Genomic DNA, 13,809 nt, shown 5'->3' with positions numbered 1-13,809 from the left:
TCGTTCCGATCAGTAGACGCGTGCTTTCGGCGCGATCTTCTTCGGATCGATGCCGCCGTTCTGGAACGGGGTCAGCGGCTCGGTCACGACCGGACGGTAGTCCAGCTTGACGTCGCCCGCCTCGTTGACCCACGCCAGTGTATGCTTGCGCCAATCCGCGTCGTTCCGGCCGGCAAAGTCGCCGTCCTTGTAGTCTTCGCGGGCATGCGCACCGCGGGACTCTTTCCGAGCTTCGGCGCCGTAAACGGTGGTGATCGCGTTCGCCATCAGGTTCTCCAGCTCCAGCGTTTCCACCAGATCGGAGTTCCAGATCATGGAGCGGTCAGAAACCTTCAGATCGCTCATGCCCTTCCAGATGTCATCGAGCCGCTTGCAGCCCTGAGCCAACGTTTCCTGGGTCCGGAAAACCGCTGCATCTTCCTGCATGGCACGCTGCATCTGGTCGCGCAGCTCGGCTGTTGGTGTGGAACCACTGGCGTTCCGGAGCTTGTCGAAACGATCCATGATCCGCTCACAAGATGCTTCATTTGGCGATGGAACGGCTTCCTTCGGATCGACAACCTCACCGGCTTTGATCGCTGCTGCACGGCCAAAGACCACCAAGTCGATCAGTGAGTTGGAGCCAAGGCGGTTGGCACCATGAACGGACGCACAGCCAGCTTCGCCGACCGCCATCAAGCCCGGCTGGATGCGGTCAGGATGATCGGAGTTGGCGTTGAGCACTTCGCCCCAATAGTTGGTCGGAATGCCGCCCATGTTGTAGTGCACCGTCGGGATAACCGGGATCGGCTCCTTGGTGACATCAACACCGGCAAAGATCTTCGCGCTTTCCGAGATCCCCGGCAGACGCTCGGCGAGGATCGCCGGATCCAGGTGGTCCAGATGCAGGAAGATGTGATCCTTGTTCTTGCCGACACCTCGGCCTTCACGGATCTCCATGGTCATGCAACGGGACACAACATCGCGCGATGCCAGATCTTTCGCGGACGGTGCATAACGCTCCATGAAGCGCTCGCCTTCGGAGTTGACCAGATAACCGCCTTCGCCGCGGGCCCCTTCCGTGATCAGGCAGCCGGAGCCATAGATCCCGGTCGGGTGGAACTGGACGAATTCCATATCCTGAAGCGGCAGACCAGCGCGGGCCACCATGCCGCCGCCATCACCCGTACAGGTATGCGCGGAGGTGGCAGAGAAATAGGATCGGCCATATCCGCCGGTCGCCAGCACAACCATCTTCGCCGCAAAGCGGTGGATGGTGCCATCGTCAAGGTTCCAAGCAATCACGCCCTGGCACACGCCATCTTCAGACATGATCAGGTCAAGTGCGAAATACTCGATGTAGAATTCCGCGTTGTGGCGCAGGGACTGGCCGTAAAGCGTGTGCAGGATCGCGTGACCGGTCCGGTCAGCAGCTGCGCAGGTGCGCTGTACTGGAGGACCTTCGCCATAGTTCTGCATGTGACCGCCAAACGGGCGCTGATAAATACGGCCGTCTTCGGTCCGGGAGAATGGAACGCCGTAGTGTTCCAGCTCATAAACCGCCTTGGGCGCTTCGCGGGCGAGATACTCCATGGCGTCGGTGTCCCCGAGCCAGTCGGAGCCCTTGACCGTGTCGTACATGTGCCATTCCCAGCAGTCCGGCGTCATGTTGGTCAAAGAGGCGGCAATGCCGCCCTGGGCAGCAACGGTGTGCGAGCGGGTCGGAAACACCTTGGTGATGCAAGCGGTGCGCAGTCCCTGCTCGGCCATGCCAAGCGTTGCGCGCAAACCAGCACCACCGGCGCCAACAACAACTACATCATATGTGTGGTCGACAAATTCGTAGGTCTTGGCCATACGGGTTAACCTCCAAAGCCAATCTTAAGCACTGCAAAGATGCAGCCGAAACCGATGAAGACACAGAAGAATGTGTTGGCCATTACCGAGAGGAACTTCAGGGCTTCGCCGTGAATATAATCCTCAATGATGACCTGCATCCCGAGCTTCATGTGATAGACGCCGGATAGGATCACCAGCAAAAGGATGATGGAGACCAGCGGGTTCTGCAGAGTCTCGACAACATCACCGTGCGAGGATCCTTGCATCGAAATCACCAGGATCACGAAGAAGGAGATCAGAAACACGTTTGCAACTGCAGTCAGGCGTTGTTTCCAGAAATGATCAGTACCGTCCTTGGCAGAACCGAGGCCGAGAACTTTGCCGAGGGGCGTGCGCATATCGCTCATGACGGTCTCCTTAGCGAACTGCGTAGCCGATGATCCAAAGGATCAGCGTCAGGGAAACAGAACCGATGATCGTCGCCTTGGCGAGCCACTCGCGGGCATCTTTTTCAAACCCGGCACCCATGTCCCAGATGAAGTGGCGGATGCCACCCAGCATGTGATGGACCAGCGCCCAGGTGAAGCCGAACAGAACCAGCCGGCCGAAAATCGAACCGTAGATCGCGTTGACGAAATCAAAATAGGCCGGGCCGGCAGCAGCAGCGATCAGCCACCAGGCCAGAAGAATGGTGCCGAAATACAGCGCCGCTCCGGTGATGCGGTGCAAGATCGACATAACCATCGTCAGAATGGGTTTATAAATCTGAAGATGGGGCGACAGCGGGCGATTGCCCCGCAAATCGGCGTTCGACATGGATTTCCTCTCCCGTGCGACGCATTCTTACGTTTACGCAAACGTAAGCATTTCAAGGCGTTGTCTAGAGGGGTTCTAGCGCCAACGCCGCCGTACGTCAAAATATCCTATAGGTCTATATCGCGAAAAACGACCTGTGAATCGGTTAAATGGGTTAGGTGACTGTCAGAAAATCAGATATTGCGCCGGTTTGCCGCGCATTGGCACCGTTTGAGACGTAGACAGCGCAGTATTTTTTCAGTCAGAGCAAGAAACGACTCACTGCAAGGAGCGCTTTCCGTTTGCGTCACTTGCGTATTTTTGATTAGGCTTGCGGCATCCCGAATACGGACCATCCGGTCTCGTGCGCAATTCGTTCCATCGCCTCAGTCCCGAGCTTGGAGTTGCCGTATTTGTTTAGTCCCGGCGACCACACCGCAATCGACGCCCGCCCCGGAGCAATCACCAGGATCCCGCCACCGACGCCGCTCTTGCCCGGAAGTCCGACACGGAACGCGAAGTCACCCGATCCGTCATAGTGACCGCAGGTCATCATCAAGGCGTTGATGCGCCGCCGCCGTTCGCTGGACACAAGCTTTGGCGTATCCGGCCCTTCGAGAAGAAACCGACCGGCAAGCGCGAGCTGCGCACATGTCATTTCGACAGCGCATTGGTGGCAATAGGTCCCCAAAACCTTGTCGACCGATGCGCGAAGATTGCCGAAAGACGCCAGATAATGCGCGAGCGAAAAGTTTCGATGCCCGGTGGCAAGTTCTGAGCTTGCGACACTCTCATTGATATGAATGCTGTCGTCATCCGTTGCTGCACGGATGAAGCGCACCAACTCGCCGAGGGCCTCTCGCGGGGACGACCCGGCAAGATAGGTATCGGTCGCAACCAGCGCACCGGCATTGATAAACGGATTGCGTGGGATGCCCTCCTCTTTCTCCAAAAGCAGAATCGAGTTGAAGGAGAGACCTGACGGCTCCCGTCCGACACGGTGCCAGAGCTGATCCCCTACCCGGCCAAGAGCAAGGGCCAGGGCGAAAACCTTGGACACCGACTGGATGGAAAACGGGACATGCGCGTCGCCGGCGGAAAAGACATCTCCATTCGCTAACGCAATCGAAATCCCGAATTGGTTGGGATCGATCTTGGCAAGCTCGGGAATGTAGGTCGCGACCCGCCCCTTGTCTTCCGACTTGAGCGCCGCGTCCGCGATGGTATTGAGCAGGTCTTGCATTTTGCCCTCGTTTTGAGGGCAGACTAGGTCAGATCGCGGCCTTGGATGCAAGCCGCTTGTAAAGATGCATCATGAACAGGGTGGCAAAGATCGGTGTCACCAGATTCAGGATCGGAACAGCCAACAGCCCGGCAATGACCAACCCACCCACAAAGACCGTGCCCCCGCGGGCTTTTCTGAAAGCCCGCGCCTCCGCCGGTGGCATGAAGCGCATGGCCGCGAACTCGAAGAATTCCCGACCGAGCAGATACCCGTTCACGAGGAAAAACGCCACGAGGTTGATCCCCGGCACCAAAAGCAACACGAGCGCGAAGAGGTTGCCAAGGATCACAACACCGGTGAACTTGATCGTCTGAGGGATTGATTTGGAAAGCGGCAGAGCCTCGCCGGGCCGGTCTCCGGGATAATCCCGTGCCTCCACGATATCCGCGATCTCGTCCTGAAACAGACCGGCAAACAGCGCAGAAATCGGTGCAATCAGAAACCCAAGCGCGAAAATAGCCCCGATGCCAGTCAGAACGGACAGAGCCGTTTCCAGCCACGGATAGGGCAACGCAACGAACCCCGCGACCAACCCTTGCAACGCAATCCAAATGACCACGAGAACGGCCAGCGTAAAGCCAAGCATTTTCCAGAAGACAGCGCGAAACGGGCGCTCGAACACCTGGGACATGGCACGGCTGGCGGACTGGAACATTCTTGCCTTCAAGGGTTTGTGATCGACTGCCACGACATAAGTGCCGGTCTGACCCTGCGCAAGTGGCCACAGAAAAGGATCACTTAGCCTCAAAAACGGATCGGGGAAGAATGAGATCCGTCTGCTGCTCTGTCTTACCGGTAGCGCGATTGAAGTCCATACTGGTTCCAACCGGCGTAAACCCCTTCTTCTTCAGCAGAACGTCCGAGGCGATGTTGCCGTCATAAAAAGATGCTCGAATCTCTTCGGCGCCGGTCAGCTGAAACAGCTCCTTAAGGGCCGCATCCAGCGCTTCGCCCATGAACCCCTTGCCGTGAAATCTCGATGCCAGAAAGAAGCCGATGATCGGCGATTTTTCGCCATCCGCCCAGTTCGCCAGAATGAGGCCAATGGCTTTTTGTTTTTTGTCTGATTTTTTCGCAAGGATGAAACAGCGTTCGTGCGGCGGAAAGGTCAGAAACCGCTGAAACCGCTCAAGGGCAAATCCGGTCGGACACGGATGAGGGACATTGATCCAGCGGGCGACGTCAAAATCGTTGTATATCGGATCGATGTCGAACGCGTCCTCAAGCTTCGGCGCCCTCAGACACAGCCTGCGGGTCATGATTGGCGCCGGTGCTTGCAACGCTGCGTTCGGGAACATGAGTAACAATCCTTGAGCAACAAGCGGGGATACTTGCGTTCGTGTCATCATTCCTCAGGTCACATATGGTGATCAAGGTTGCTTTCGTTCCTCCTCCATAAAATGTATCCTAAGGTGCACTCTCTTATATAACCCTCATAGATTGCATTTTACCTATGATCAACGCACACGATCCAACTGCAACACCTGTCGCGACAGATCTGGATCCGGCAACCATTTTCGAAACCGACTGGCAGATTTACCGGACGCTGGTCGACAATAATCTGCTCTTTCATCAGGAAGTTTCAGAGACCCTGGTTCAAGAAATGACGACGCGGTTTTCCGGCGCCATCCGGTTTCTGGATCTTGCCTGCGGAGATGCGGATGTCATGTCCCGTGCTCTTCGAAAAACCGCCGTCAAAGACTATCTCGGCGTTGACTTGTCACCGCAAGCTCTTGAGATCGCCAGGAAGAACATGAATGACGCGCCCTTTGACGCACGACTGGAGCAAATTGATATACTTACTACGCTCTGTGAAAACCCGGGCACATATGACGTGATCTGGTGCGGGCTGTGCTTGCATCATTTCCAGAGCATTGAAGAAAAGACGCAAGTTTTCTCAGCCATCCATTCTGCGCTGAGCTCCAACGGCGTGTTCTTCTCCTTCGAACCTGTCTTGCCGGAGGGCATATCCCTCGAAATCTTCAACCGGCAAAACAGACAGCAATTCCGGAAAGACTGGTCGCCGCCACTCACTGAGGAACAGTTTGAACGCCTGATGACCCATATCGAGACTTGTGATTTTCCGGAGACCGCACACGGCTGGCTCACTGCCGGGCGCGCAGCAGGTTTTTCATCTGCGGAGGAATTGTTCGCGATCCCGAATGGCGGCTATTGCCGGTATTTTCGATTTGAGCAGTAGCCTTATGTACCGTTTATCTCAAAACCGCGTTCGGGCTTTCAGAGCCTGCGCCAACGTGCCCTCATCCAAATAATCAAGCTCACCGCCAACGGGTACGCCGTGGGCCAGCTTGGTGACATGAACATCCGAATGGCCAAGCTGGTCCATGATGTAATGGGCTGTTGTCTGGCCTTCGACGGTCGCGCTGATTGCCAGAATGACTTCCTGAATTTCCGGCGCGCCACAGCGGTCGATCAGGGAGGCAAGGTTCAGATCATCCGGGCCAACGCCATCCAGCGGGGATAGTGTTCCGCCGAGCACATGATAGCGGGCATTGACGGCACCTGCACGCTCCAGCGCCCAGAGATCGGACACGTCTTCGACAACGACCAGAACGCTCGGGTCCCGCTTGTCATCCGAACAGATCGTGCAAGGGTCGGACGTGTCTACCGTACCGCACACCGAACAGACGCCAATGTCGCGGACCGCAACGCCCATCGCCTCAGACAGCGGGACCAGAAGCTGGTCCTTTTTCTTGATGAGGTGCAATGCTGCACGGCGCGCCGAGCGCGGCCCAAGCCCCGGCAGCTTGGCCAGCAACTGGATCAACCGCTCGATTTCCGGTCCCGCAACCTGCTTCTGCGCCATGTTTTTCCGATCCGATGTTATTGAAATCGAGGCGACACCCACCGTCGTCATTGCCGGACCTGATCCGGCAATCCATTCCGTGACTTATCCGCAATTCAGGTGTGCGCGGAGAGATAACGGCATGGATCCTCGGGTCAGGCCCGAGGATGACGGAATAGGCAAGAGCGCGGCGCTAGGCCCATTCCCAAAAACCTTAGAACGGCAATTTCATGCCGGCCGGAAGGCCTAGGCCGCCCATCATTTCCTGGGTCTTTTCCTGGATTGCCTGATCGATCTTCACCCGGCCGTCGGTGTGCGCGGCAATGATCAAGTCCTCCAGGATCTCACCCTCGCCTTCTTTCATCAGAGACGGGTCGATTGTGAGGCTTTTGAGCTCGCCTTTGCCGTTGAGGCGCACGGTGACCAGGCCTGCTCCGGAGGAACCTTCCGCTTCGATGTCCTCGATCTGTCCTTGCAAAGAGCCCATCTGCTCCTGCATTTCCTTGGCCTGCTTCATCATCTTGAGGAAGTCCATCGGGTCTCTCCTTGAAAACCTGGCCGGCGGTCCCCGCCGTTTCACACTATTTGGGGTCTGCGTTTAGAAGAACAATTGCCGAGGCGCAAGCTTGAGCAATCCAGACAGCAACTGCCCCTAGTCTTCGTCGTCGTTGCCCAGCGCTTCATTCAGCAAGGGATCGTTGACCAGAGGGTCGGCCATGGCAGCTTCGTCTTCTTCAGAAGCCTGCACCTTCACGTCGATCACCTTGGCGCCTGGAAACTGGGCCAAAAGCGCCGCGACAGTCGGATGGGACTTGGCATCTGACAGAAGCTGCTGCTGGTTGGCTTCCTGCTCTTCGTGGATCGTGGGACGGCCTTGCGTCCGCGACACAACGACAAACCAGCGCTGGCCTGTCCATTCGGTCAGTTTGCGGCCGAACTCTCCAGCAATATCGGCAGGCGCATCGTCGGTCGGCTGGATCTCGATCTTGCCCGGCTCGAATTTCACCAGCCGCATCTGCCGCTGGATCGCCACTTTCATCGGGATGTCGCGCTTTTCCGAAGCCAAGGCGACGCAGTCATGCAGATTTTTTAGATTGTAAGCAGATTGCGGCTGAGCGGGCTCCGGCTCCGGTGCACTCTGCGGCGCTTTTTGTTGTGCAGGCGCTGATTGCGGCATGCCGCCCTGGATGGCGGAAAGCTGCGGCCGGCCAGAGGCCTGCATGACCGGGCCACCTTGTGGGGTGCCGTGTGGCATCGCCCGCGCGCCAACAGCCATTGCCTGTCCACCACCGCCGGACGGAGCTGTGCCGCCGCCAGAGGCACCTGCCGGCGCCCCGCCGGATGCCGGCATTTGGCCATTCTGGATCTGCGCCATCAATTCGCCCGGATCTGGCAAGTCCGCCGCATAGGCAAGACGCACCAGCACCATATCGGCCGCGGCCAATGGTTTTGAGGCGGCCTGAACTTCTTGAACGCCTTTGAGCAGGATCTGCCAAACGCGTGACAAAAGCCGGACGGAGATCTTTTCGGCAAACTCCTGACCACGGGCGCGCTCAGCTTCCGTCACCGAGGCCTCGTCAGCCGATTTCGGCGCGACCTTCATACGTGTCACGAGGTGTGTGAAATCGGCAAGATCTGTCAGAACGATCGCCGGATCCGCACCAATTTCATATTGTGCCTGCAGCTCGGCTAGTGCGTCCTCGATCCGGCCGGCCATAAGGTGGCCGAAGAGATCAATCACCCGCGCGCGGTCCGCAAGTCCGAGCATCTGGCGCAGATCGTCAGCTTCGATAGCGCCTGAGCCATGGGCCATCGCCTGATCGAGCAGCGATAGCGAATCACGTGCCGAGCCCTCACCAACTCTGGCGATCAGCATCAGGGCCTCATCGGAGATCTGGATGCCCTCGGCATTGGAAATCCGGCGGAGCAAGCCAATCAGCTTGGACTGGTCGATCCGGCGCAGGTCAAAGCGCTGACAACGGGACAGGACCGTGATCGGGACTTTCCGGATTTCTGTCGTCGCGAAAATGAACTTCACATGCTCCGGCGGTTCTTCCAGCGTCTTCAACAACCCGTTGAAGGCCGCGTTGGAGAGCATGTGCACCTCATCGATAATGTAGACCTTGTACCGCGCCGTTGCCGGGCGGTAGCGGGCAGCATCGATGATCTCGCGAATGTCATTGATGCCGGTGTGAGAGGCAGCGTCCATCTCGATGACATCGACATGGCGGCCTTCCATGATGGCCTTGCAGTGCGTGCCTTCCTGCGTGAGTTTCACGGTCGGCTTGTCCGCTTCGCCAGGGACCTCATAGTTGAGACCCCGGGCGAGAATGCGAGCGGTCGTGGTTTTGCCAACCCCGCGCACACCGGTCAGCATCCAGGCTTGCGCGATCCGGCCGGTATCAAACGCATTTTCAAGCGTTTGAACCATGGGCTCCTGCCCCACCAAATCTTCAAAGGTTTTCGGGCGGTATTTGCGCGCCAACACACGGTAAGCGCCGCCCTCGGCCGCGCCGGGCGCCGTTCCTGTCCCGCCGGTCAGCCCAAGGCCGGTTTCAGTGTCTTCTTGCGGAAAGCCAGTGTCATCCATGAGCCGCACCATACCGATTTTTTTCAAAAGGTGGACAGGGTTTTATCGGTTTTCCTGGAAAGGCCAACAGGCACATCCCGGGAGCGGCCCGAAAATCAAAAAAGCACCGCGGAATTCCGGCGGTGCCTTATGCTTATCCTTACACTGAAGGGTGGGAGGCTGGCACGGCGACCCGTGCCGAGGCTCGTTAGGGCTGCTTCCTTCCGGACCTGACCCGGTTGGCGAGTGGCTCGTCCACCACCAACCTCCCGAGCGTCTTATATCAGGACTCATGGGGTGGTTGGCAAGAGGCAAATCCGGCTTTTTCTTTGCCGGAAAAGTGCCAGCAGTTCGCAGACACTCCGCCTCATTGTCTTGTGACGCCATCCAAGATTGACATTTGACGGAAATATCGCCAGCTATGTTTTTCGTAGCGCCATATGGCTCCCGCGTGAAAAGAGGTTTCTTTCCCGTCTGCACTGGACGTATGGTGAGATAACAAATTCTAATTCAGTCTCTTCACGCCCCGATGGCCTTTATCTGTATCGGTTTGACCTTATGACCTTTTTCGATCTCAATCCGCGTCTTGAAGGAGACAGCATCCCGGTTCTGGATTTGCCGTTATCGACTGTTCGGCTGATGAAGGACGCCAATTATCCGTGGCTGCTGTTGGTGCCGCGCAAGCCGGATCTGGTTGAGATCATCGATTTGGAAGAAGATGACCAGCTTCAGCTGATGCGGGAAATTGCGCTGGCCAGCCGAGTTTTGCGCTCGGCAACTGAATGCGAGAAACTGAACGTTGGCGCTCTCGGTAACCAGGTCTCTCAACTCCACGTTCACGTCATTGCCCGCTTCCGAGATGACGCGGCTTGGCCCGGGCCGATTTGGGGGGTAGTTTCTCCCAAACCTTACGAAGCCGCTGCGGATGAACACTTGATAAACCGCCTGCGGGACAGTTTTGCAGCGAAAACCGATTTCGACTGACCCGGCCCCTTACGAGACTCTCCCAAATCCAAGGATTACTTGATGCGTGCGCCTGATGCCGAATTGCCAGCGATGGAAATGAGTTTTCTCGGGAACACACTCGACCGCCAGTCAACGCGTCGCGGCGACCGCGCCTACTTAAGCGGGCTCCTGGATAGACCGGATACTGAAATTGTTTTGTCGACGCCGCGGACGCTGGTCTTTCCGGCTGGTTCCCCTCCGCAGTTCGGACACACGCTCAAAGGTGCTTTGACCTTAAACGCGTCACGCGAAGAAATGGTCTTCTTGGGATTGCGGCCTGAAACAGGCCGAGCCGTTTTTGCAACGACACTCGCCCAACAGGATGAAGAGTTGGCGGAGATGCCCAGCCTGCATCTGCAGGATCTACGGCAGCTCGCCATCCAACGGACATTCCCGCCAGAAGAACTCGGCGCATTGGCGCAAGCCCGCGCCCTGATCCACTGGCATCGAACGCACCGGCATTGCTCGCAATGCGGTGGAAAAACGGTCATGAGCGAAGGTGGATACCGCCGCGATTGCCCCGCGTGCGGAGCGCATCATTTTCCGCGAACGGATCCCTGCGTCATTATGCTGATCACAGACGGAGACCGGGCCCTGCTGGGGCGCCCGCCGCGATTGCCAGAAGGGATCTACACGACACTTGCGGGGTTTATGGAGCCGGGAGAAACGATCGAACAGGCTGTGCGGCGGGAAACGCTGGAAGAGTCCAGCATTGAGGTCGGAGAAGTCCGTTTGATTTCCAACCAACCCTGGCCTTTTCCGGCCAATTTGATGCTCGGCTGCATCGGTGATGCGCTGTCGACAGACATCGTCATCGAAGATGACGAACTCGAGGCCTGCAAGTGGTGCAGCCGCGACGAGGTCCGCCAAATGATTGAGGGCACCCATCCGGAGGGGCACATGATCCCGCCGTCCATTTCCATCGCATATGAACTCATTACCGGCTGGCTAGAGGAGACATCCTTATGACTTGGTGTGTTTATCTGACCCATCCGGAAGTCGAGATCGATCCGGATGTCCCTATTCAGGAGTGGCGGCTGTCCGAAATTGGCCGCGACCGCGCTGCCCTCGCCGCGGATCTGCCATTTGCCAAAGACTTTCAGCGCATTGTCTCCAGCGGCGAGGTCAAGGCCGTCGAAACCGCCGAAATTGTCGGAGGACACCTCGAGCTGAAGCCTCTGGTCTTGAAGGCGCTCCACGAAAATGACCGCTCCGCGACCGGATATCTGGCACGGGAAGAATTTGAGCGGACCGCAGATCAGTTTTTTGCCAACCCGGACGAATCCATCCGCGGCTGGGAGCGGGCGATTGACGCACAAATGCGCATTGTCACCGGCATCCGAGCCGTTCTGCGCTCAGTGAAAGAAGAAGATCCTGTTCTCTTCACCGGACACGGCGCGGTCGGAACCCTGTTGATGTGCCACCTAATGGGCGCACCTATCTCACGGGCACATGATCAGAAGCGTGGGGGTAGCTGGTACCGGTTCGACAAGGACTGGCTGACATCGCAGTCTGGCTCAAGTTTGGCTTGGACAGAACTCTAACAGCTGTCGGTTGAAGCTTGTCTTCGTGATAGTCTCTGTACTCCCGATGTATGGAGACTAAGCCGTGATTGCCAAAGCGCTGCGCCTTGCCACGCTCGCCCTCAGCCTTTCAATCTTGCCATCAGGTGTGGCAATCGCCGGCCAGTACGACCAGCAATTCCGTCAGTTCCTGGCTTCGGCCGTAGTCCCAGCGGCAAGACAAGCGGGCGTCTCACAAGCAACCTTGGACAGGGAACTGAGAGGACTGACACCAGATATATCGCTGCCGGGCCTCGTTGGTCCGGGCGGCAAGGGTGCTCCTCCTAAGGTCAATTTCCAGGCTGAGTTCCGCTCGCCTGCGCGCTATTTCCGCGACAATCAGTTCAATGCACTCGTGCCCGGCGGCCGCCGCCTTATGCAAAAACACGCGTCAACGCTGCAAAAGATAGAAGCGCGGTACGGTGTTCCGAAACGGATCATTCTTGCGATCTGGGCCAGGGAATCTGGCTATGGCGGTGCCAAGATCCCACATGATGCCGTTCGTGTTCTGGCAACCCGGGCCTTCATGGGGCAGCGGGCTGATTTCTTCAAAGGCGAATTGATTGCTGCCTTGCAAATCCTGCAAACCGGCGACGTTTCCAGAAAAACCTTGCGCAGCTCCTGGGGTGGCGCCATGGGACAACCCCAGTTTTTGCCGTCATCGTATCTGAAATATGCCGTCGACTTTGACGGCGATGGACGGCGAAACATCTGGACGTCGGAAGTGGATACAATGGCGTCAATCGCAAACTACCTGGCCAAACATGGCTGGGTAAGCGGCCGGGACTGGGGCTATGAGGTCCGCTTGCCGAATACGGTCTCCTGCACCCGCGAAGGGCCGGACAACCGGCAAACGATCTCGAAGTTCGTCGCCGAAGGGGTTACTCGGGTCAGTGGACGCCCCTTTCCGGGTCACGAGATCAACCGGCCGGGCAACATCTTGCTGCCGGCCGGCCGCTATGGTCCCGCCTTCATTGCGACCGAAAACTTCTACGTCATAAAGGAATACAACGAGAGCGACACCTACGCGCTGTTTGTCGGCCACCTTGCAGACCGGTATGGCTCGAACAAAAGCTTTGTGGGCGATTGGAAACCAATGAAGGACACCACCCGAGGTGCAGTACGCAATCTTCAACTGCGCCTTGAAGGTGATGGTCATGACGTTGGCGGTGCAGATGGTCTCATCGGTTTCAAGACCCGCCGCTCTATCGGTAAAGATCAGGAGAAGAATGGTTTCTTTGCGACCTGCTGGGTAGGGTAATTAGCACTAGAATTAATTTTTTGATTTTATTTCTTATTGTTTTGCGATAATCATCATCCCGATTTTTCGGGAGATACTGATGTTTGCTCACAAAACGCCCGCTCGACCGGGAATTGCCAAGCTGGTTCTGGTCCTCATGCTTGGTGGTTTGATGTCGGCGTGTGGCCACGTTCCTCTGGCAACCCTTGCAAAGCTCAGCCAATTTGACATGCTGGAAACGGACCCGGGTGCCTTGCGGCTGGCGGTTAAATACCCGGATGCAATCCGTATTCCCGAAGATGGGGCGACCATGGCCCTGACGATCAAACGCAAGGCAGATGGCACTGTCTTGATGGAAGAAAAGCTTGCCTTTGAGGAAACAGAATCCAAGGCGGACAAGGCTGAATTATCGCAGGAACTGCAGACCGGTTATCACCTGGAAGTCTATCAGATTCCGGAGGAAAACGTGCCGTTCTTCCGTAGTTTTCAAAAGCACATGGCCTCTATGTCCAAAATTGACCGGGAGAAGGTTGAGGGCAATTTGAGCATCGGTGTGACTGGCTGCCTTCTGACCGATGAAAGGCCGTCTGAAATTCGTGTCAGCACCTTCTTAAAGGCTGCCGAATTGGGCGGATTTATAACTCTCGTCCGCAATTTCGATCTGGAAGAGCAGATGGCGGAAATAGGTGGTGAAGACGGTCTGGAGCGCTGCCCCGACGCGGTTTGAGC

Annotated in this window: 15 protein-coding genes and 1 other RNA gene; 6 read left to right on the top strand and 10 right to left on the bottom strand. The window is 57.1% G+C overall.

Annotation, left to right across the window (positions count from 1 at the left end):
- Window positions 1-9 precede the first annotated feature (9 nt).
- The 6 genes from sdhA to RBB44_RS00945 all read right to left on the bottom strand — a co-directional run bounded on the left by sdhA (window position 10) and on the right by RBB44_RS00945 (window position 5,196).
- On the bottom strand, window positions 10-1,836 hold the full coding sequence (gene sdhA, locus RBB44_RS00970) for a succinate dehydrogenase flavoprotein subunit (RefSeq protein WP_209178870.1): 1,827 nt from the start codon (window positions 1,834-1,836) through the stop codon (window positions 10-12).
- Window positions 1,837-1,841: 5 nt separating this feature from the next.
- Window positions 1,842-2,225 (bottom strand): succinate dehydrogenase, hydrophobic membrane anchor protein, encoded by a 384-nt coding sequence (gene sdhD, locus RBB44_RS00965; protein WP_306148039.1) that lies wholly within the window; start codon window positions 2,223-2,225, stop codon window positions 1,842-1,844.
- A gap of 10 nt (window positions 2,226-2,235) precedes the next feature.
- A complete protein-coding gene (gene sdhC / locus RBB44_RS00960) occupies window positions 2,236-2,634 on the bottom strand; it encodes a succinate dehydrogenase, cytochrome b556 subunit (protein ID WP_209178869.1) in 399 nt (132 codons plus the stop codon).
- A gap of 304 nt (window positions 2,635-2,938) precedes the next feature.
- The gene (locus RBB44_RS00955) at window positions 2,939-3,856 is read right to left on the bottom strand and encodes a glutaminase (RefSeq protein WP_306148038.1); all 918 of its coding nucleotides are present in this window, start codon (window positions 3,854-3,856) and stop codon (window positions 2,939-2,941) included.
- A gap of 28 nt (window positions 3,857-3,884) precedes the next feature.
- Entirely contained in the window at window positions 3,885-4,553 is a 669-nt protein-coding gene (locus tag RBB44_RS00950; RefSeq protein ID WP_306148037.1) for a sulfate transporter family protein, read from the bottom strand.
- A gap of 79 nt (window positions 4,554-4,632) precedes the next feature.
- Entirely contained in the window at window positions 4,633-5,196 is a 564-nt protein-coding gene (locus RBB44_RS00945; RefSeq protein WP_306148036.1) for a GNAT family N-acetyltransferase, read from the bottom strand.
- 155 nt (window positions 5,197-5,351) lie between these two features.
- On the opposite strand from RBB44_RS00945, the gene RBB44_RS00940 reads away from it, so the two are divergent.
- Window positions 5,352-6,098, top strand: a complete 747-nt coding sequence (locus RBB44_RS00940; protein WP_306148035.1) for a class I SAM-dependent methyltransferase — start codon at window positions 5,352-5,354, stop codon at window positions 6,096-6,098.
- Between the two features lie 18 nt (window positions 6,099-6,116).
- Here the strand turns inward: RBB44_RS00940 and recR are convergent, their stop codons facing one another.
- The 4 genes from recR to ffs form a co-directional block, all read right to left on the bottom strand.
- The gene (gene recR / locus RBB44_RS00935; protein ID WP_306148338.1) at window positions 6,117-6,725 is read right to left on the bottom strand and encodes a recombination mediator RecR; all 609 of its coding nucleotides are present in this window, start codon (window positions 6,723-6,725) and stop codon (window positions 6,117-6,119) included.
- 193 nt (window positions 6,726-6,918) lie between these two features.
- Window positions 6,919-7,239 carry a YbaB/EbfC family nucleoid-associated protein gene (locus RBB44_RS00930; protein ID WP_133949239.1) on the bottom strand — a complete coding sequence of 107 codons (321 nt, stop codon included), beginning with the start codon at window positions 7,237-7,239 and terminating at the stop codon, window positions 6,919-6,921.
- Window positions 7,240-7,356: 117 nt separating this feature from the next.
- Complete coding sequence (locus RBB44_RS00925) at window positions 7,357-9,294, bottom strand: DNA polymerase III subunit gamma/tau (protein ID WP_306148034.1); 1,938 nt, start codon at window positions 9,292-9,294, stop codon at window positions 7,357-7,359.
- 151 nt (window positions 9,295-9,445) lie between these two features.
- Window positions 9,446-9,543, bottom strand: an RNA gene (gene ffs / locus RBB44_RS00920) — signal recognition particle sRNA small type.
- Window positions 9,544-9,831: 288 nt separating this feature from the next.
- On the opposite strand from ffs, the gene RBB44_RS00915 reads away from it, so the two are divergent.
- The 5 genes from RBB44_RS00915 (at window position 9,832) to RBB44_RS00895 (ending at window position 13,807) form a co-directional block, all read left to right on the top strand.
- Complete coding sequence (locus RBB44_RS00915; RefSeq protein WP_306148033.1) at window positions 9,832-10,257, top strand: HIT domain-containing protein; 426 nt, start codon at window positions 9,832-9,834, stop codon at window positions 10,255-10,257.
- 42 nt (window positions 10,258-10,299) lie between these two features.
- Complete coding sequence (gene nudC, locus RBB44_RS00910) at window positions 10,300-11,247, top strand: NAD(+) diphosphatase (RefSeq protein WP_306148032.1); 948 nt, start codon at window positions 10,300-10,302, stop codon at window positions 11,245-11,247.
- On the top strand, window positions 11,244-11,822 hold the full coding sequence (locus RBB44_RS00905) for a histidine phosphatase family protein (RefSeq protein ID WP_055672357.1): 579 nt from the start codon (window positions 11,244-11,246) through the stop codon (window positions 11,820-11,822). Before nudC ends, RBB44_RS00905 begins: the two co-directional genes overlap by 4 nt.
- A 64-nt stretch (window positions 11,823-11,886) precedes the next feature.
- Window positions 11,887-13,101 carry a lytic transglycosylase domain-containing protein gene (locus RBB44_RS00900; protein ID WP_306148031.1) on the top strand — a complete coding sequence of 405 codons (1,215 nt, stop codon included), beginning with the start codon at window positions 11,887-11,889 and terminating at the stop codon, window positions 13,099-13,101.
- Between the two features lie 79 nt (window positions 13,102-13,180).
- Entirely contained in the window at window positions 13,181-13,807 is a 627-nt protein-coding gene (locus RBB44_RS00895; protein WP_306148030.1) for a hypothetical protein, read from the top strand.
- The last annotated feature ends 2 nt before the right edge of the window (window positions 13,808-13,809 follow it).

The organism is Roseibium sp. MMSF_3247 (genome assembly GCF_030733765.1).
In the GTDB taxonomy this organism is placed as follows: domain Bacteria; phylum Pseudomonadota; class Alphaproteobacteria; order Rhizobiales; family Stappiaceae; genus Roseibium.
Note: the sequence above shows the minus strand (reverse complement) of the source record. Positions and strands in the feature narration are given on the sequence as shown.